Source organism: Cupriavidus sp. 10L43_2 (genome assembly GCF_056395265.1).
In genome coordinates this window covers 1-17,066 of record NZ_JBFTJE010000022.1, presented here as the reverse complement: position 1 = coordinate 17,066, position 17,066 = coordinate 1, and the positions used below count along the sequence as shown (strand labels likewise).

21 protein-coding genes are annotated in these 17,066 nt (G+C 65.7%); 13 read left to right on the top strand and 8 right to left on the bottom strand.

Going from position 1 to position 17,066, the window contains the following annotated elements; all coding sequences use genetic code 11:
- The first annotated feature begins 164 nt into the window (after nt 1-164).
- From AC1DEL_RS24400 to AC1DEL_RS24380, 5 genes are all read left to right on the top strand, one after another.
- Nucleotides 165-1,568: a sigma-54-dependent transcriptional regulator gene (locus AC1DEL_RS24400; protein WP_477159203.1), complete on the top strand. Its 1,404-nt coding sequence runs from the start codon at nt 165-167 to the stop codon at nt 1,566-1,568.
- Nucleotides 1,569-1,701: 133 nt separating this feature from the next.
- The gene (locus AC1DEL_RS24395; RefSeq protein WP_477126297.1) at nt 1,702-2,511 is read left to right on the top strand and encodes a sensor histidine kinase; all 810 of its coding nucleotides are present in this window, start codon (nt 1,702-1,704) and stop codon (nt 2,509-2,511) included.
- 177 nt (nt 2,512-2,688) lie between these two features.
- A complete protein-coding gene (locus AC1DEL_RS24390) occupies nt 2,689-3,093 on the top strand; it encodes a hypothetical protein (RefSeq protein WP_255370989.1) in 405 nt (134 codons plus the stop codon).
- A 99-nt stretch (nt 3,094-3,192) separates the two neighbouring features.
- The gene (locus AC1DEL_RS24385) at nt 3,193-3,819 is read left to right on the top strand and encodes a hypothetical protein (protein ID WP_092301382.1); all 627 of its coding nucleotides are present in this window, start codon (nt 3,193-3,195) and stop codon (nt 3,817-3,819) included.
- A 58-nt stretch (nt 3,820-3,877) separates the two neighbouring features.
- Entirely contained in the window at nt 3,878-4,357 is a 480-nt protein-coding gene (locus AC1DEL_RS24380; protein WP_092301379.1) for a PRC-barrel domain-containing protein, read from the top strand.
- Between the two features lie 64 nt (nt 4,358-4,421).
- Here AC1DEL_RS24380 and AC1DEL_RS24375 read toward each other — a convergent pair whose 3' ends face one another.
- Complete coding sequence (locus tag AC1DEL_RS24375; protein WP_092301376.1) at nt 4,422-4,772, bottom strand: BON domain-containing protein; 351 nt, start codon at nt 4,770-4,772, stop codon at nt 4,422-4,424.
- Between the two features lie 215 nt (nt 4,773-4,987).
- Between AC1DEL_RS24375 and AC1DEL_RS24370 the strand changes: the two genes are divergently transcribed.
- The 5 genes from AC1DEL_RS24370 to AC1DEL_RS24350 all read left to right on the top strand — a co-directional run bounded on the left by AC1DEL_RS24370 (nt 4,988) and on the right by AC1DEL_RS24350 (nt 9,601).
- The gene (locus tag AC1DEL_RS24370; protein WP_255370988.1) at nt 4,988-5,488 is read left to right on the top strand and encodes a low affinity iron permease family protein; all 501 of its coding nucleotides are present in this window, start codon (nt 4,988-4,990) and stop codon (nt 5,486-5,488) included.
- A gap of 76 nt (nt 5,489-5,564) precedes the next feature.
- Nucleotides 5,565-6,752: a DUF3182 family protein gene (locus tag AC1DEL_RS24365; protein WP_441592563.1), complete on the top strand. Its 1,188-nt coding sequence runs from the start codon at nt 5,565-5,567 to the stop codon at nt 6,750-6,752.
- Nucleotides 6,739-7,707, top strand: a complete 969-nt coding sequence (locus AC1DEL_RS24360; protein WP_441645096.1) for an alpha/beta hydrolase family protein — start codon at nt 6,739-6,741, stop codon at nt 7,705-7,707. Before AC1DEL_RS24365 ends, AC1DEL_RS24360 begins: the two co-directional genes overlap by 14 nt.
- A gap of 138 nt (nt 7,708-7,845) precedes the next feature.
- Nucleotides 7,846-8,934: a DNA topoisomerase IB gene (locus AC1DEL_RS24355; protein ID WP_477126296.1), complete on the top strand. Its 1,089-nt coding sequence runs from the start codon at nt 7,846-7,848 to the stop codon at nt 8,932-8,934.
- An 88-nt stretch (nt 8,935-9,022) separates the two neighbouring features.
- Nucleotides 9,023-9,601 carry a hypothetical protein gene (locus AC1DEL_RS24350; protein WP_477105624.1) on the top strand — a complete coding sequence of 193 codons (579 nt, stop codon included), beginning with the start codon at nt 9,023-9,025 and terminating at the stop codon, nt 9,599-9,601.
- On the opposite strand, the gene AC1DEL_RS24345 is transcribed toward AC1DEL_RS24350, so the two are convergent.
- Both AC1DEL_RS24345 and AC1DEL_RS24340 read right to left on the bottom strand, forming a co-directional pair.
- Nucleotides 9,602-10,255: a ParB-like protein gene (locus AC1DEL_RS24345; protein ID WP_092301362.1), complete on the bottom strand. Its 654-nt coding sequence runs from the start codon at nt 10,253-10,255 to the stop codon at nt 9,602-9,604.
- A gap of 10 nt (nt 10,256-10,265) precedes the next feature.
- Nucleotides 10,266-10,880: a BON domain-containing protein gene (locus AC1DEL_RS24340; RefSeq protein ID WP_255370986.1), complete on the bottom strand. Its 615-nt coding sequence runs from the start codon at nt 10,878-10,880 to the stop codon at nt 10,266-10,268.
- A gap of 262 nt (nt 10,881-11,142) precedes the next feature.
- Here AC1DEL_RS24340 and AC1DEL_RS24335 point away from each other — a divergent pair, with 262 nt between their 5' ends.
- The 3 genes from AC1DEL_RS24335 to AC1DEL_RS24325 are packed head-to-tail and all read left to right on the top strand — an operon-like array spanning nt 11,143 to nt 13,182.
- The gene (locus tag AC1DEL_RS24335; RefSeq protein WP_092301356.1) at nt 11,143-12,000 is read left to right on the top strand and encodes an SDR family oxidoreductase; all 858 of its coding nucleotides are present in this window, start codon (nt 11,143-11,145) and stop codon (nt 11,998-12,000) included.
- Between the two features lie 50 nt (nt 12,001-12,050).
- Nucleotides 12,051-12,551 carry a hypothetical protein gene (locus AC1DEL_RS24330; protein ID WP_477126295.1) on the top strand — a complete coding sequence of 167 codons (501 nt, stop codon included), beginning with the start codon at nt 12,051-12,053 and terminating at the stop codon, nt 12,549-12,551.
- A 10-nt stretch (nt 12,552-12,561) separates the two neighbouring features.
- On the top strand, nt 12,562-13,182 hold the full coding sequence (locus AC1DEL_RS24325; protein ID WP_477107504.1) for a ParB-like protein: 621 nt from the start codon (nt 12,562-12,564) through the stop codon (nt 13,180-13,182).
- An 87-nt stretch (nt 13,183-13,269) separates the two neighbouring features.
- Here AC1DEL_RS24325 and AC1DEL_RS24320 read toward each other — a convergent pair whose 3' ends face one another.
- The 5 genes from AC1DEL_RS24320 to AC1DEL_RS24300 form a co-directional block, all read right to left on the bottom strand.
- Nucleotides 13,270-13,458 carry a DUF3008 family protein gene (locus tag AC1DEL_RS24320; protein ID WP_092301347.1) on the bottom strand — a complete coding sequence of 63 codons (189 nt, stop codon included), beginning with the start codon at nt 13,456-13,458 and terminating at the stop codon, nt 13,270-13,272.
- A 12-nt stretch (nt 13,459-13,470) separates the two neighbouring features.
- Nucleotides 13,471-13,629, bottom strand: a complete 159-nt coding sequence (locus AC1DEL_RS24315; protein WP_082016542.1) for a DUF3309 family protein — start codon at nt 13,627-13,629, stop codon at nt 13,471-13,473.
- On the bottom strand, nt 13,596-14,834 hold the full coding sequence (locus AC1DEL_RS24310; protein WP_477126294.1) for an SEL1-like repeat protein: 1,239 nt from the start codon (nt 14,832-14,834) through the stop codon (nt 13,596-13,598). Before AC1DEL_RS24310 ends, AC1DEL_RS24315 begins: the two co-directional genes overlap by 34 nt.
- 132 nt (nt 14,835-14,966) lie before the next feature.
- Nucleotides 14,967-16,223: an SEL1-like repeat protein gene (locus AC1DEL_RS24305; RefSeq protein WP_454757665.1), complete on the bottom strand. Its 1,257-nt coding sequence runs from the start codon at nt 16,221-16,223 to the stop codon at nt 14,967-14,969.
- A gap of 3 nt (nt 16,224-16,226) precedes the next feature.
- The coding region (locus AC1DEL_RS24300; protein WP_477105626.1) for a phospholipase D-like domain-containing protein at nt 16,227-17,066 on the bottom strand (840 nt) is incomplete at its 5' end.

The following is a 17,066-nucleotide window of genomic DNA, read 5'->3' as shown; positions in this document are numbered from 1 at the left end:
GGCGAGACTTTTGCCAGGCGGTTTGCCGCCGCGTAATCTCAGTAGTATCTGAAGCGCCGCAGCACCCTGCATCCACCGAACCGAAAGGCCAACGGGCTCATGAGAATCAGACTCCGGACCGATTTCCGACAGGAATCCCGCGCCAACGGACGCCAGCGCAGCCTATGCCACACATCCTGATCGTAGACGACGACGAAAACGCCTGCGCGGCGCTGGCAGAAATTGTCGCGATCGAGGGGTTTTCCTCCGCCACCGCCGGCAACCTGCGCGAGGCGCGCCTCCAGATAGGCTGGCGCATGCCCGACGCGGTGCTGGCCGACCTGCGCCTGCCCGATGGCAGCGGCATGGAGCTGTTCGAGGAAGTCGGCTCGTCCGGCGTGGAAGTCATCCTGACCACCGGCTACGCCAGCGTGGAGAGCGCCGTGGAGGCGCTGCGCCTGGGCGCCACCGACTACCTCGTCAAGCCGATCAACGTCACGCGGCTCCAGACCGTCCTCAAGCGTATTGCCACCACCGGCGAGCTGAAAGCGGAGATCCATTCGCTGCGCGGCGAGTTGCGCCGCTATGGCCGCTTCGGCCGGCTGCTGGGCAGTTCCGAAGCCATGCAGGCGGTCTATGACCAGCTCAGCAAGGTCGGCCCGACCGAGGCCACCGTGCTGCTGATTGGCGAAAGCGGCACCGGCAAGGAGCTGGCCGCGCAGACCGTGCACGAACTATCCCCGCGCCGGCGCCAGCCCTTCCTGGCCGTGAACTGCGGGGYGATCTCGCCCACGCTGATCGAAACCGAGATGTTCGGCCACGAGCGCGGCAGCTTCACCGGCGCCGACCGCCAGCACAAGGGCTATTTCGAACGCGCCGACGGCGGCACGCTGTTTCTCGACGAAATCACCGAGATGCCGCTGGAGTTGCAGGTCAAGCTGCTGCGCGTGCTCGAGACCGGCACCTTCATGCGCGTGGGCACCAACCGCGAACAGCATGCCGATGTGCGCGTGCTGGCCGCCACCAACCGCAACCCCGAGGAAGCCGTGGCGGAGGGCAAGCTGCGCGCCGACCTGTACCACCGGCTGAACGTGTTCCCGATCGAACTGCCGCCGCTGCGCGCGCGCGGCGACGACGTGGTGCAGATCGCCAACACCATGTTGGAACAGCTGAACGGCGAGCAGGGCACGCAACGGCGCTTTGCCGCCAGCGTGCTGGAGAGCCTGCGCATGCACGCCTGGCCTGGCAACGTGCGCGAGCTGCGCAACTTCGTGCAGCGCGCCTACATCATGGCCGACCAGGATGTGATTACCGAGGTACAGATTCCGCTCCAAGTGGCGGCGGCGCCCTCGACGGGTACGGCCGTTGTCTCGGTGCCGGTGGGCATGTCCCTGGCCGAGGCGGACCGCCAACTGATCTTCGCCACGCTGGAGCAGTGCTCGGGCGTGAAGAAGCACGCGGCGGAGATTCTGGGCATCAGTTTGAAGACTTTATACAACCGGCTGGAAGACTATGCGGCCAAGGGCGAGCTGCCCGAATGGCTGCGCGCGTCGCGCAATGGCGACTCCAGCCCGCCCGCCGCCTCGTGAGGGCGGGCGAGTGCAGGCTGCGTGACAGGGAATCCACGGCGCCGGACTTGTCGGCGCATGGTTCTTGCATGAGGACCGTGATTGGCGGCTCCCTTTCGATTCACACGCTGACTGAGCAGACCTGAAAATGGCCATGGCCGACGCACCCAGCCCCACCCCAAAACCCGCGCACGACGGCGCCGCCGCCGGGGACCTCGCGTTCCCGGCCGTGCGCAGCATTGGCGAGGTGGCCGCGCTGATCGAGCAGGCGTCCCATGACCTGCGCTCGTCACTCAACGCGATCCAGAGCTGGGGCTACGTGCTGGACCGTTCGATCGATACCCCCGCCCCCCCGGCGCAGCGCGCGCTCGACGGCATCCGCTCCGGCATGCATCAACAGCTGGCACTGATCGAGGAAATGGAGGAGGCCGTGCGCCTGCTGGCCGACGAGCGCAAGCCGGAGTGGGAAACCACCGACCTGCGCGACGCCGCCGAGGAAGCCATGGGCGACAAGCGGGCGGCGGCCGAAGCGCGCGGCGTGACGCTGGGCTCGATCGAATGCCAGAGCCCCGGCGGACAGGACTTCTGCGTGCAGGGCGATGCGCTGCGGCTGGCGCCGCTGCTGCGCCATCTGCTGATCCATTGCATCTGGCGCGCGCCGACCGGCGGATCGGTGCGCGTGCACCTGGTGGCCGAGGCCGAGTACGTGAAATTCCGCATCTCCGAAAGCCCGCCGCTGGACCGCTCGCGCGGGGCCTCCCGGCTGGCCGTGCTGACCGACTTCTTCGGGCGCAGCGTGGCCGAGGCCGGCGCCCACTCGCCCCGGCAGAGCACCGCGCTGCTGCTCACGCGGCGCATGGTGGAACTGCAGGGCGCCCAGCTGACCGCCGAGAATGACAACTGCGACGCCGACAATGTCAGCGTCTGCATCGCCGTGCGCATCCCCCGCCAACCGGCCGCCTGATCTCCGCGCCCGCCCCGCCTTCCGGCATTTTTTACCGCATCCAGCACAATCTGCACCGTCGGCCGCCCGTCAAAGCGGCGTGGATGGCCCATGGGCCGCTGGCCCACCGTTTGCATGGTTATCCGTGGAGCCCCGCCATGAGGGGACCCGAACTCGATACCCAACAGGAGAGATGCCATGCACAAAGCCCACGCTTCCAAGGGATCGCAAAGCCCCTTCCCGACCTCTGCCAATCATCCCGCCGCGCCTGCAATCACTGGCGCCGAGAAGGCGGATGGCAAGCACGAGAAGGACAAGCCGAAAAAGAAGACCTATCAGGCCGCCGTGGACGACTCGCTCGACATGACCTTCCCGGCCAGCGACCCGATTTCGCCGAGCGCGGCGATGCATGCCGAGAAGAAAACCACCACCAAGCGCGACGATGTGGATTGGACCCTGAAGAAGGGCAGCGAGCATCAGGCCGCCAGCGGCAAGGCCGCTGCCGAAAGGAAGGGAGCCAGCGACAAGGCGGCCGATAAGGCGGGCAAGTCTGGCAAATCCGCCCACAAGGACAAGAGCACGGCCAAGTCGGGCAAGAAGTAATTCGGACGCCAGGCGGCCCTCCCTTTGGATGGCCGCTTGTGATTCTTCGTGCGCCCCGGCACGCCTGTACCGCATCAACGCTTTGAACGGAGCATCCCTATGTCTACGATCATCGCAGGACGATTCGATACGTTTGACCACGCAGAGACCGCCGCGGCCCGTTTGCGGGCCAAGGGGCTGAGCGAGCAGGATCTCAGCCTGTTCTATGTGAACCCGGCCGGCCAGCACGCCACGTTCCCGATCGGGGGCGACCAGGCGGTGGATCCGGCCGCCCGGCAGACCGGCAAGGGCGCCGGGCGGGGCCTGATGATTGGCGCGGCGCTGGGTGCGGCCGTGGGGATCTGCCTGGCCGCCGCCGTGCGCGCGTGGTTCGCCACGCCGCCGCAGCCGTGGGTGTTCGTGTTGATCCTGGCGATTGCCACGGGCGTGGGCGCCTATGGCGGGTCGTTGATGGGCGCGTTGTCGATGACCCGCACCGGCCAGCGCGATCCGCGCACCGGCGAGGTCCGCATGCGGCATGCCGGCGTGCTGCTGGCCGCGCATGTGTCGCCCGACAACACCGCGCTGGTGGCCAACGAGTTGCGGCAGGGCGGCGCGGAAGACGTCGAGCGCGCCGAAGGCCAGTGGCGCGATGGCCGCTGGGAAGATTTCGATCCGCTGGCACCGCCCGTGCCGGCAGGACAGTTGACCGGGGAAGATTCAGCGCGCGCGCGGCAGCGGCAGTAAGCGCCGCGCGGTTTTTTCCATCACCATGCCTTTCACCCTTTCACAAAAAGGAGCAGCCATGCAACGCATCGATAACACGCCAGAGCCGCCCGGCATCCCGCCCGGCGGCCCCGGAACGAAGGGCGCGGCCATCATCGGCGGGGCGGAACAGCACAGCGCCGGGCCGGGACCGTTCGTGATGGCGTCCGACACCCTCGAAGGCAACAAGGTAGTGGACCCTTCGGGCGAGGAGATCGGCACCATCGACCACATCATGCTCGACGTGCTCGGCGGCCGCATCGCCTATGCGGTGCTGGCGATGGGCGGCTTCCTCGGCATCGGCGAGAAGCTGCACGCGCTGCCGTGGTCTGCGCTGACGCTGGACACGCGGCGCAAGTGTTTCGTGCTGGGTGTGGAGCGCGAGCGCATCAAGGCCGCGCCGGGCTTCGACAAGGAGCACTGGCCGACCATGGCGAACTCGCAGTGGGCTACCACGATCCACGAGTACTACGGCATTTCACCGTACTGGGAGAAGGATCGCTACGATCCGTGGGCTTGAGGCCCGTACCGATGAAAACCGGCGCCCTGGGGCGCCGGTTTTTTCGTTTGAGGGAGGGAAGGGTTCAGACCTTGTGGTTCACCTGCCCCGAGGGTTTGCTCGACGGGTCCGCGCGCATGCCACTGGCCTGCGGCTGGCCGGCCGGCTCCGGGGGCGGCGGCACCCGCGTGGTGAGCTGGTTCGACACACCGAGAATCCCCGGCGGCGTGGCGGCGGCCTTTTCCAGCCGTTGCGACAGGTCGATGTCCTCCACGCGGCCCGTCAGCGTGACGCGCCGGTCCACCACGTGCACGGCCACGCCATCGGGCATGTCACCGCCGCACGCTTCGGCGATGCATGTGCCCACGCGTTCGCGCAGCAATTCGTCGTCTTCGTCTGGACTGGTCCGGGCGGTGTCCTGGGTTTCCGTCTGCATGGCGCTTCCTTTCGCTGGTAACAAGAGTCCTGCATGACCGTGCGACGCAATCGGCATGCCTGCGGCGCCACAGCGCAGGCGCCGCCCAAGGCGGCGCCGTCTTGTAAAAACGACGCGTCACAACGCGCCGACAGCCTTGTAGGACACCGCCGGCTGATCAGGCGGCGGTCCGCTCTCTACAATGTAGACAGTCGTGCGTTCCGCAGGAGCCTTTCATGAAACAGCGCCGGATGATGCATCTGTTCGATCACTTCGCCGGCGCTGCCACGCGCCACGCGGGTTCCCCGGCAGCCTTCGTGCTGGCCGTGCTGGTGGTGGTGGTCTGGGCCATGACCGGCCCGATCTTCGGTTACTCGGAGACGTGGCAGCTGATCATCAACACCGGCACCACCATCGTCACCTTCCTGATGGTGTTCCTGATCCAGCAGAGTCAGAACAAGGACTCGATGGCCGTGCACCTGAAGCTGAATGAGCTGCTGGCATCGAGCAAGCCGGCGAGCAACCATCTGATCTCGATCGAGGAACTCGACGAGGACGAGTTGCGCCAGCTTGTGCTGTTCTATCGCCATCTGGCGGAACTGGCGGACAAGGAGGGCGGGGTGAAGTGCAGCCACTCCCTGGACGATGCCAACGAGAACCATGCCGCGAAACGGCGCGCGCGCCACGCGCGGCGTCAAGCGGATGCCGCCCCGGCCGATGCCGAGCCCGCCACCTAGCTGGCATGGATCTGGCTCGGCTTGGCGGCGCATGCCCGGTGCGTTCCGGGCACGTCTGTTCCCTGAGGAGACCATTTTGGCCACCCCGGCAACTCCGAATCCCGCAGTTACGACGGCATCCAACGAGCCGGCGCCGCTGGCCCAGCCACGCGAGGTGCGCGTGGTTGTCTACGGGCGCGCCGATTGCGACGACCCGGCGAGTCATCCGGGCGTCACGCTGCGGAACATCGCCGAGCGCGTGGCGGCCCTCGCGGGTTTCCGCTACGCGGGCAGCTACGACGCCGTGACCCACGGCGCTGCGGCGGACCGTCTCTACTTCGTGCCGGCCGACACACTGACTGGCATCGACAGCGCCCGCCAGCTCGGCATCGACAGCCTGCATGACCTGCTCGGCGGCGTGGTGCCGCACGATTTCGTCGGCACCAAGGCGATCTCCCACGGGCTGATTTCTCCCGATGCAAGGGCGCCGGAGGGCTGGAGCCATGACTTCGGCGCGCGCATCGAGCCCTGCGTCCTGCCCGGCTACACCGCGTTCTCGGTGGAGGATGCCCGGCGCGCCGGGCAGGCCATGCTGGGCGAGGGCAAGGTCCGTGTGAAGGAGCCGTGCGGCATCGGCGGACTCGGCCAGCAGGTGGTGGCGAACGCGGCCGAACTGGACGCCGCGCTGGAAGCGCTGGACGCCCGGCGGATCGAGTGCGAAGGCTTGGTGCTCGAACGCAACCTCGAGGACGTGACGACGTTCAGCGTCGGTCAGCTGGAGGTGGGCAACCTGCGCGCGAGCTACTGCGGTACCCAGGGCCTCACCCGCAATCACGCCGGCAAGCTGGTCTACGGCGGGTCCACGCTGCGCGTGGTGCGCGGCTCGCTGGAGGACCTGTGCGCGCATCCGATCGAGGCGCACCTGCGCGAGGCCGTGCAGGCCGCGCTGGCCTATCACGCCGCGGCGGTGGAGTGTTTTCCGGGCACGATGGTGTCCCGCTGCAACTACGATGTGGCGATGGGCACCGACAACGGCCGGCAGCGGCTCGGCGTGCTCGAACAGTCATGGCGCGTGGGCGGCGCCACCGGGGCCGAACTGGCCGCGCTGGCGGCCTTCCAGGCCGATCCCCAATGCGTGCGGGCCACCGCCAGCACGCGCGAGATCTATGGCAGCGACGTACCCGTGCCGCCCGGCGCGGACGTCTATTACCAGGGAGAAGACCGCAACGTCGGCCCGTTGACGAAGTACGCAATTCTGGAGTCCAGTTCTGATGGCCACACATGAGGAATCGTTACAGGTCCATACCGATGGCGGTACCATCGCCGGCACGCTGATCACGCCGGCCACCAAGCTCCCCGGCGTGCTGTTCGTGCACGGCTGGGGCGGCAGCCAGCAGCAGTACCTGGCGCGTGCGCGCGAGGTGGCCGGCCTGGGCTGCGTCTGCATGACCTTCGACCTGACCGGTCATGCCGGTACCGCCGCGCAATACGAAACCGTAAGCCGCATGCGCAACCTGGCCGATGTCCTGGCTGCCTATGACGTGCTGGTGCGGCACCCCGAGGTGGACCGCAACGCCATCGCCGTGGTGGGCAGCAGTTACGGCGGCTACCTGGCCGCCGTGCTGTGCGAGCTGCGCCCGGTGCGCTGGCTGGCCCTGCGCGCGCCGGCGCTCTACATGGATAGCGGATGGGAGTCGCCCAAGCGGCAGCTCCACCACGACCAGGATCTCGTGGCGTACCGGCGCAAGGTGGTAGCCCCCGATACCAACCGGGCCCTGCGCGCCTGTACCAATTTCAAGGGCGATGTGCTGGTTGTGGAATCGCAGCATGACAGCATTGTGCCCCACGCGGCGGTGCTCAGCTACGTGGACGCCTGCTGCGAGGCCTGGTCGATCACGTACCGCGTGCTGAAAGGCGCCGACCACGGTCTGTCGACAGAAGACTGCCAGCGCGCCTATGGCAAGTTGCTGGTGGGATGGCTGCGCGAGATGGTGACCGAAGCGCGTACCGGCCCGGCGGTGGCGCCGCCCCGGCCAAGCACACCGTCCACCGTGAAGAAGGCAACGGCAACCGAATCCCCCGAATACACGGTGTCGCGTCAAAAGCCGCCCCCGCCGCGTGCCGATGCCGGCCTGGCGCCCGATGAGGACGACAACGAGACGGCCGTGGCGGCTGGCGATGCCGACGACGAGAACGACCCGCAGGTGATCGCGGCGTCGGCGCCGAAGGCACGCAAGTAGCGCGGGGCAGCGCGTGCGAGTCGCTTTGTAGCGATTGCAGGCCGTGTTGTTTCTGCCAGTCGCACCGGAAATTCTTGCAAAACCCGCATAAAGTGCGGTCGCCACTGGCTGGCATTGTTTGTGCGTTGGCGGAGCCACATGAGCCCCGCGTCCGTCACCCCTTCGCCCGCAGCGACCGCCGAGCAAGCCGCCGACGCCGCGTTGCGTGCCGTGGGGCTGCGGCACGCCGACGACGGCGAAGCCGGCATCGCCCGGCGCCGCGCGGGCACGGGCTTCTACTATGCCGATGCCAAGGGCAAGCGCATCGAGGACAAGGCCACGCTCGCGCGCATCCAGGCGCTGGCGATTCCGCCAGCCTACGAGTCGGTCTGGATCTGCGCCGACCCCACCGGCCATCTCCAGGCCACGGGCCGCGATGCGCGGGGCCGGAAGCAATACCTCTATCACCCGGACTGGGCCGCGCTGCGCGACACCGACAAGTACACCCGCCTGATGGCCTTCGGGCATGCGCTGCCGCGCCTGCGCGGGCGGCTGGCCCGTGATCTGGCGCGCAACGGCATGCCGCGCGAGAAGATCCTTGCCGCCGTGGTCACGTTGCTGGATGCCACCCTCGTGCGCGTCGGCACGCCGCGTTACGCGCGCCAGAATCGCACCTATGGGCTGACCACGCTGCACCGGCGCCATGTGGCCGTGCGCGGCAGCCGCCTGCGCTTCCAGTTCACCGGCAAGAGCGGCGTGACCCACGACGTGTCCGTCAACGATGCCCGCCTGGCCCGCATCGTCCGCAACTGCACGGAGCTGCCTGGGCAGCGGCTGTTCAAGTACAAGGACCCGGACGGCGAGATCCGCGAGATCGGCTCGGTCGATGTCAACGCTTACCTGCAGGAGGTGACCGGCGGCGATTTCACGGCCAAGGACTTCCGCACCTGGGCCGGCAGCGTTCACGCGCTGGCGCTGCTGCGCAAGACCACGGCCGACAGCGAGACCGCGCGCAAGAAGGCCGTGACCGAGGTCATCCGCGAAGTGGCGCAGCGGCTGCGCAACACCATGGCCGTCTGTCGAAAATGCTACGTACACCCGGATGTGCTCGCGGCCTTCATGGATGACACCTTGCAAGCCTTGCCGGTCCCGCGTGCCGGCGTGCGCCTGCGTGCCGACGAAGCGCGCCTGCTGGCGCTGCTGGAGAGCACCTGTGCGCCGGTGGCGACGCCTCGCAAAGCAGCATGAGGTGAGCCCGCGTTGTCCGGCACGGCAATTGCATCGCTACGCCTACCAATGAATAACAACAGCGTAGCGAGTCTAGCAAGAGGCCAAGGTGGAAAACGCAGTTTTCAGTTGCCTGAGTATCGACGGCAGCCAGCAGGAAACGGTGCATCAGGACTTCCCGCAAACGGAGTCCATCGTTGCAGCCCTCAACAACCACAACCATCAAGAAGTGCCGATGCCACGGCTGGCCACGGTTCCCTGCAAGGGGCGCGGTGGCACGGTCCGGCCGCTACGCGGGCGGGATCTCCGGCAGGCGCGCGTGCTGATGCAGGCGTTGTGCGAGATGCGCCTGGACCTCGGCAATGGCGAGGGGCGCTGGGAGCCCTCCACGCTGGCTAGTCGGCAGATGTCGACGATGGCGCTCTGGCGCAACCGTGCACGCCATCTGTTCACGGAAGCGGAATGGGAAAGCGGCATCGAGGCCCGGCTCGACGCGGGCTTCCGGCAGGCCGGTAACGGCTGCCCGCGCGAAGCGGCCAACGAGTTCAAGCGGGCGTACTACCTGCTGTGCTGCGTGCTGACGCAGGCGCGCGACATGGCACGCCGGGGCGATGGCCCCGATCGCCGCGATGCCCCGCAGCCCGCCAAGACGCCGCGTCCTGATGCGCCGCTCGATCGCGGCGCCTGACTAGGTCTTTTTCTTCTTCGACGCAGCGCGCTTGCGGCATGGCCCGATATAGCCGGGCAGCCCGCGCGCCTTGGTGCTCAGCGCCAGTTGCACCGCGCGCGCCAGCGCGGTGGCAAAGCCGTGATGGGTGTCGAACGGCCCTTCGATGTGCTGGCGGAAGAAGTCGGCCCAGCGGAAATCCGGATAGGCGGCCTTGACCTTGCGATAGCCGCCGGCCAGCTGCACGAACGCCTCCAGGCTCCGATACGGATCGTCCCGCATGGCATGGATGTCCGGCGGCAGCGCCTTGATGGGCTGGCGCCGGCCCTGCTCGTCGTACGGGTGGACCATGTGGTTCTCGACCATGTACGCCCAGAACTTGCGCTGGGACAGGTGGCTCAGGTCTTCCCGCACGTGCGCCGGCACCATCTCCATGCCCATCTCATGCCAGGCACGCACCCAGTGGTGGTGATCCACCACGTAGAGCGTGTGCTCCGGGCCGAGCACCACGTGAACGCGGTGTTTGTCGAGAAAGCCGGGCAGATCGGCGTGCGACAGGCGCCGCGTGACATGAATCTTCTGCGCGACGTGGTAGCCGCCGATGGTGATCTGCGTGGGCCGCAGATGATCCATCGGCACCATCAGCTTTGCGCCTGCGCGCAGCGGTTTTGCCATGGGGGTGGCCTCAGCTCTTGTTCAGCGTGCGTTCGGGGGAGGTGGTGGCTTCGCCGGTTTCCGAGCCGGATGCCCAGCTACCGATGCTGTCGCGCTGGGCGGAGTCGGCTCCCTCGCCCGGCCGGCGCACGCGGATCTGGTTTTCCACGTCCTTCACGCCGTACACGGCATCGGCGATCTCCTCGACGATGTATTTCTGGCGCCGGTCTCCGACCGTGCCGCCGAGCTTGACCAGCCCCTTGTCGACATCGACGGTCACATCGGAGACGTCTACGTCGGGATGGTGGGCGAGGCGGTCGCACACATCGCCCAGCACCCGCTCGTCGGGCCGTTCGTAGTTCTTTGGCCCCACCGGGCGGCGGCTGCCGACCCCGGTGCCGGAGAGCGTTTGCGGCCGCGTGGGATGTTCGCGATAGCCGGGATCGCCCGGATACACGCGTTGTGCACTGTTGAACGACTGTCCGCCGCTGCGGCTGTCGCCGTAGTAGCCAGCGCCGCCGTAGGTCGTATCGCCGCGCCAGTCTTCGCCCCATTCCTGTCCCCAGTCCTCATGGGTCGGGCTGGCCGGCTCGGGCTTGGCGCGGCCCGTGCGGCTGGCACCGCGGTCTCCTCGGAAATTGAACATGTCGCGCTCCTTGCGGTTCGGTGTTCGCCAAGCCGCAAGTTCCATGCCGCGCGGAGGCTGGTCGGGGCCGTACCCGCGCGATGTGCGCGATGCGAGTCGCGCGCGGCGCCGGGTGCAATCCTTGCCACACGTTGTAACCGTTACGCGCGGCGAGGGCGCCAGCCGCCTAATCTTCCCTTGCGGGCGGGCCACGGCGCGCGGCATGGAATTTGCGCAGACCTTGCCTATATCCAATTCCGATCCCCTTCTCACAGGTATTGCCATGGCTACACCCAAGCAGGTACCGCCCCAGCACCAGGAACATCAGCCAGGCCTGGAAAGCGAGATGGAACCGCGCCCGGATAGCGGCGCCGACGACTACGTGGGCAGCGGGCGCCTGGAAGGCAAAGTGGCGCTGGTGACCGGCGGCGACAGTGGCATCGGCCGCGCCATCGCCGTGGCCTACGCGCGCGAGGGCGCCGACGTGGCCATCGCCTATCTGGACGAGCACGGCGACGCGAAGGAAACCGCCAGCCTGATCGAGCAGGCTGGCCGCCGGGCGCTGGTCATCGCCGGGGATCTGGCCGAGGTCAGCCATGCCGACGCCGTGGTGGCCCAGACCATCAAGCAGTTCGGCCGGCTCGACATCCTGGTCAACAACGCCGCCGAGCAGCATCCGCAGGATTCGCTCGAAGACATCGACACCAGCCAGCTCGAAGCCACCTTCCGCACCAATGTCTTCGCCATGTTCCACGTCACGCGCGCCGCGCTGCCGCACCTGCAGAAGGGCGCGTCGATCCTGAATACGACCTCGGTGACGGCCTATCGCGGTAGCGGCCATCTGCTCGATTATTCGGCGACGAAGGGGGCCATCGTGTCGTTCACGCGCTCGCTGGCGCTACAGATCGTCAAGCGTGGCATCCGCGTCAACGGCGTGGCGCCGGGGCCGATCTGGACGCCGCTGATTCCGTCCACGTTCACTGAGGAAGAAGTGGCCAAGTTCGGCAAGAAGACGCCAATGGGGCGGCCCGGCCAGCCTTTCGAGGTGGCGGCCGGCTATGTGTTCCTGGCGTCTGACGCCGCGAGCTACATCACCGGCCAGATTCTGCATATCAATGGCGGGGAAGTGGTCAACGGCTGACCGCGCCCGCATCGATCGATAAATCGCGACGTATCGCAAGGGAGCCCATCATGTCATCCATCGTAGCCGGCCGGTTCGCGTCCATCCCGGACGCCGAGGAGATCGCCCAGAAGCTGTACGCGCGCGGGTTCTCGGTCTGGGATGTGTCGATCATGTCCGTCAACCCGGGCGGCGCCCGCCCGCCGGGCGTGCTGCTGGCCGCCCGCGCCAAGGGCGACCGCCGCGAGGAAGTGGCCGATGTGCTGCGCGAAGGCGGCGCCTGCGACATCGAGCGGGCGAGCGGCACCTGGGAAGGCGGCCAGTGGGCCGACTTCGATCCGAAGCGACAGCCCAAGCTGGTGGACACGCAGGAAGGCGAGTGCTGGCCCGCGCCGGCCGCCTCCCGGCAGTCCGGCCAGTCCGGCCAGTCCGGACAGTCCAATGGCGAGGCCCGGCCCGCGCACGCCGGGCCGGTGGCCGAGGAGGCCGTCGCCGTGGATAGCACGGGCAACGAAGATCCGGGCAGCGAACTGGAGCATTACGTCGATCGGCAGGTATCGAGCCATAGCTGAGGCGCCCGCCATGGCCAAGACCGACACGGCGGACCTGGACACCCTGCGCCCCACGCAGCTGACGCTGGGCTTCTATCAGGTCCACGAGAAGATGGACGTCAGCGCCCAGCCGCGCGAGCCGGCCGCGATGCGCAAGTTCCTCCGCGAACACTGCATCCGGACCATCGCCGGGCCGGGTGGGGCGCTGTATATCGCCGATCATCACCATTGGGCGCGCGCGTGGCTGGAACTGGGCTGGCGCACGGCACCGGTCTGCATCGACGCCGATCTCAGCGACCTGTCGCCCAGCGCGTTCTGGAAGAAGATGCGCGCGCTCGGGCATGTTCATCCGGTGGATGAGCACGGCAAGCATCTGGACGTCGATGCGCTGCCCGCCACGGTGATGGGGATGCGCGACGACCCGTACCGCAGCCTGGCCGCCTTCACGCGCAACGCCGGTGCCTACCAGAAACCGGGCAATGCCTACGGCGATTTCAGCTGGGCGGGCTTCTTGCGGCGCCATGTGGAAGAAGACATGCATAGCATCGCCGGCTTCGCCCGCGCGATGACGCTCGCCATTCCGCTGGCGCGCAGCAGCAAGGCGCGCAGGCTCCCGGGATGGATTGGCCCCTGCGTGCCGCGCAAGAAGTAACCCCCCTGAAATGCCTCGTGCCCCTGCGGATAGGATCCGGCAGGGGCACGAGGTTCCGCGAGACGCGGCTGCGAGATGCGGCAGCGATCAGCTCTTGGCCTTGTGCGTCGGCTTGCCCTTTTGCTTGGTGCTGGCCATCTTGTCCAGTTCCTTTTCGCTCATGGACTTGTACATCGACTTGGACGCGCCTTTCAGCGCGCCAGCCTTGGTGTCTCCACGCTTGGCGGAGAGCGCCGCACCGGCGGCCATTTGCTGTGCCTTCGATTTCGCTGGCATGACAATCACTCCTTATATTCGGCCCAATACCACCAGCAGGACCACGATGAGAACGATAAGACCCAGCCCGCCGCTGGGCCAATAACCCCAGCCCGTGCTATACGGCCACGCCGGAAGCGCGCCGACGAGCAGCAGAATCAGAATAATGAGAAGAATGGTGCCGATACCCATGGCGTGCTCCTTGTTTCCCTATTGTTGTTCCGGAGGCGCAGCCCAAGCCTTGCCTCAGCGTTGCCTTGTAGATTCAGGGTAGAACAGCAAGCGGCACAACCAAGGCGGGCTAGGGCTGATATCGGTGTAGGAATTGGACGACTTTGGGTTATATAGGGTGGTTTCGCCTGCGTGCCCAATGCGGCCTTGGGCGGGGGCGGAATGGCCAGGCCCGTGGCGGGGTCGAGGTTCTTGGCCTTGCACAGGCGGAGGATCAGTTCATCCGACGGCTTTGGCGGTGGTTCGGCGGCTTCCTGTTCCTTCTGCCACTGGAAGGTGCCGTCCCAGGGCGGAAGCTTGGCCGGGGGCAGGGGGACGATTTTGTCGATGTCGGGGAGCTTGGGGTTTTGGCCGTCGTAGCGGTCTAGGAATTTGCCGATTTGCTCATAACGGCGGGAGCGTTCGGGGTCGGGAGGTAAGGCAAGATAGTCCATATCCTCTGGGAGAACCGGCTTGAAGCCGTACTCCAGCACTAGGGCGGCTATCGAATTTCCGGCGGCTACGCCCTTCTGAAATGCTTTTACCGCTTCCGCATACAGTTGGTCGCCCTGCAAGTTGGTTCCCAGCGCGTTTGCCGCCTCGCCATGTCCCTGATCGGTGGCGCACTGGCGCATGCTTCTCGCTATTGCAGGAGCCTTGTCCCAGCCTGCAAGCAACTCCGCAACGTAGACTTGTGCGTTGGCGTTGCCAAGGTCGGCTGCCTTGCGGATGTACCGTAGCGCCATTTCCTTATCTTGCTTGAGGCCATAGCCGAGGTTCAAGTAATACCCAATGTCGTAATACCCGGACGGCACCCCCTCCTCGATTAACTGCGCAGCCAGGTCGACGCTTTCCTTTTGCGCGAGCGGCGAGGAAGCCAAACCGTGTGAAATCAGTTGCTGCAGGTTATTGTTTGCCTTGTAGTGTCCATGGGCAGCTGCTACTCGATAGTAGAGAGCCACCTCATCGAAATCCTTTGGGCCGCTAAGCCTTTCCAGATGCCGAGCATACCGAAACAATACATCGGCCTCCGGATTGAGCGGAGGAAGACTTGCTGCTTCATACGTACATTCGAAAGCAAGATTCGCGCGGACACTGGCCAAATCCGGGACGGTTCGCATAGGGGTCTCCATTGAACATGCGATCGTCGTAAACGCCATGGCAAAAAACAAGGGAAAGGTTCGCATTTCAGTCCGGATCGGAGCGCTTTGGATCGTCTCGATAAGATTCGATCAATGAGGCCACCGGTGACTTCCATTTGTTTCGATGGTCTTTGTTTGTGCCAATACGGCTTTGGGTCATCAAGGGGCGCCGGTCGGTCAGGTTTCCTTGTCGTGGACCACCAGTTTCCAGGTGACGGCCACGTCCTGATAGCGCAAGCCCAGAAAATCGTCGAGCCAGTCGAAGATGCGCCGGTTGGGGACGTAGAGCGCGGGCATCGTCTCGCCTTTACGGAAATGCCCGGTGGCGTCCTGTAGAAAGCTGAACCGGGTGGCGCGCCATGTTCCGGATTCGGGGCACGGTGTGCCGGTGTTCGCCTGCGTGCCCAATGCCGCCTTGGGCGGGGGCGGAATGGCCAGGCCCGTGGCGGGGTCGAGGTTCTTGGCCTTGCACAGGCGGAGGATGAGTTCATCCGACGGCTTTGGCGGTGGTTCGGCGGCTTCCTGTTCCTTCTGCCACTGGAAGGTGCCGTCCCAGGGCGGAAGCTTGGCCGGGGGCAGGGGGACGATTGTGTCGATGTCGGGGAGCTTGGGGTTTTGGCCGTCGTAACGATCTAGGAATTTGCCGATCAATTTATAGCGCTCAGACCGCTCGATATCCGGTGCGGCGCCTAAATAGTACATATCCGATTCTGGCGGCCCCCGAAATCCTTCCTCAAGAAAGGATGCTGAAAGCGCATTGCCCGCGCGAACGCCCATCTGGTACGTTTGAATTGCGTCGGCGTAGACTCCCTTATTCTGCAGATGAATTCCCAGACTTCCCGCCGCCTCACCGTGACCCTGCTCGGCTGCGCACCGCTGCATTTTCCGCGCGATATCTGGAGCTTTATCTAACGGCGCGAGAAGCTCTGCCACATACGTCTGAGCATTCGCATTACCAAGGTCGGCCGCTTTGCGAAAGTACCGCAGCGCCATTTCTTTGTCCCGCTTGAGACCGTAGCCCAGGTTCAAGTAATAGCCGATGTCGTAGTACCCTGACGGCACGCCCGCTTCGACCAACTGCGCGGCCAGGTCGACACTCTCCTTTTGTGCGAGAGGTGAAGACGCCAATCCGTGTGACACCAACTGCTGCAAGTTGTTATTGGCTTTGTAGTGACCGTGGGCAGCTGCGATCCGATAGTAGCGCGCCACCTCGTCATATTCCTTCGGCCCTTTTTTCTTTTCCAGATACCTTGCGTATCGAAACAGCGTATCGGCCTCGGGATTCAACGCCGGAAGCTGCGCGGCCTCATGCACGCAAGAGAACTCCAGGTTGGCACGGATCTGCGAAAGGTCTGGAACGGTTCTCATCGGGTTTTCCTTTGAACATGCGGTCAAGGCAAATGTGGCCAACACTAAGTTGAGGAGTATTCGCATTCGCTAATCCAAATAGGTTCGCGTGGGATCATCGCGATGGAAACCCACCAGAGAGGTACTGGGGGTCTCGCCGTTTCTTCTCCTTTCGGCGTTCATTCTGACGATGCCGTCCCATTTCATAAACGCCTCCCTAACATCTTCCTGCGCCCCTTTTCCACCGGTATGTATCCCCCACAACCGCTTCCGTAGCGGCCCCGTCACCCCCGTATGCTCATGGCAGATATTCAATTCACTATCCGCCGCCATGCTGCGGGTATTGATATTCGCCGAGCCCAGCGTCATGAACACATCGTCAATAATCATCAGCTTCGAGTGCACATACACGTGCTCCCATTTTCCGGGTGGGGAATCCGGCGCGACCAGCGTGCAGATGTGGACTTTCAGGCCGGGGATTTCTGACGGGACGATGGCCTCCTGCGGGGCTTTCATCTGATCGACCAGTTCTGCCTGTCGCTCTCGTGCCCGCCTCAGGTTCTCGATGGCCTCGGCCAGCTTCTTCGCGGTGACTTCGCTGTCCACGTATCGGCGCATTTCCTCGGCGCCCTGCATGGCTCCACGGGCCTGCTTCTCCGCCGCGACCGCCTCGTCATATTCCTTTTGCAAGGCCTCGCGCCGCTTGTCCTGCCGTTCGAGTTTCGCCACACCGGGGATGGTGTCGGCGCGGCCCAGGGCCTCCAGCATCCGGTAGGTGTTCACCGTGCCGGGGCCGATGCCCTCGTCGCTCGCATTGGTGACGACAAACAGGTGGATGGGGCCATGCTCGCCCGGGTCGCGGCCCCAGGCTATCTGCTTTGCGGCGGCCGCCTTGATTTGCTCGGCCAATGGCGGAAAGCGGAAATACTG

Coding starts and splice junctions, on each gene's coding strand:
- AC1DEL_RS24355 (WP_477126296.1), top strand. CDS start 7,846: ATGAGCCCCGCGTCCGTCACCCCTTCGCCCGCAGCGACCGCCGAGCAA.
- AC1DEL_RS24310 (WP_477126294.1), bottom strand. CDS start 14,834: ATGCGAACCTTTCCCTTGTTTTTTGCCATGGCGTTTACGACGATCGCA.
- AC1DEL_RS24320 (WP_092301347.1), bottom strand. CDS start 13,458: ATGCCAGCGAAATCGAAGGCACAGCAAATGGCCGCCGGTGCGGCGCTC.
- AC1DEL_RS24360 (WP_441645096.1), top strand. CDS start 6,739: ATGGCCACACATGAGGAATCGTTACAGGTCCATACCGATGGCGGTACC.
- AC1DEL_RS24305 (WP_454757665.1), bottom strand. CDS start 16,223: ATGCGAATACTCCTCAACTTAGTGTTGGCCACATTTGCCTTGACCGCA.
- AC1DEL_RS24390 (WP_255370989.1), top strand. CDS start 2,689: ATGCACAAAGCCCACGCTTCCAAGGGATCGCAAAGCCCCTTCCCGACC.
- AC1DEL_RS24335 (WP_092301356.1), top strand. CDS start 11,143: ATGGCTACACCCAAGCAGGTACCGCCCCAGCACCAGGAACATCAGCCA.
- AC1DEL_RS24385 (WP_092301382.1), top strand. CDS start 3,193: ATGTCTACGATCATCGCAGGACGATTCGATACGTTTGACCACGCAGAG.
- AC1DEL_RS24345 (WP_092301362.1), bottom strand. CDS start 10,255: ATGGCAAAACCGCTGCGCGCAGGCGCAAAGCTGATGGTGCCGATGGAT.
- AC1DEL_RS24395 (WP_477126297.1), top strand. CDS start 1,702: ATGGCCGACGCACCCAGCCCCACCCCAAAACCCGCGCACGACGGCGCC.
- AC1DEL_RS24340 (WP_255370986.1), bottom strand. CDS start 10,880: ATGTTCAATTTCCGAGGAGACCGCGGTGCCAGCCGCACGGGCCGCGCC.
- AC1DEL_RS24325 (WP_477107504.1), top strand. CDS start 12,562: ATGGCCAAGACCGACACGGCGGACCTGGACACCCTGCGCCCCACGCAG.
- AC1DEL_RS24370 (WP_255370988.1), top strand. CDS start 4,988: ATGAAACAGCGCCGGATGATGCATCTGTTCGATCACTTCGCCGGCGCT.
- AC1DEL_RS24330 (WP_477126295.1), top strand. CDS start 12,051: ATGTCATCCATCGTAGCCGGCCGGTTCGCGTCCATCCCGGACGCCGAG.
- AC1DEL_RS24380 (WP_092301379.1), top strand. CDS start 3,878: ATGCAACGCATCGATAACACGCCAGAGCCGCCCGGCATCCCGCCCGGC.
- AC1DEL_RS24315 (WP_082016542.1), bottom strand. CDS start 13,629: ATGGGTATCGGCACCATTCTTCTCATTATTCTGATTCTGCTGCTCGTC.
- AC1DEL_RS24375 (WP_092301376.1), bottom strand. CDS start 4,772: ATGCAGACGGAAACCCAGGACACCGCCCGGACCAGTCCAGACGAAGAC.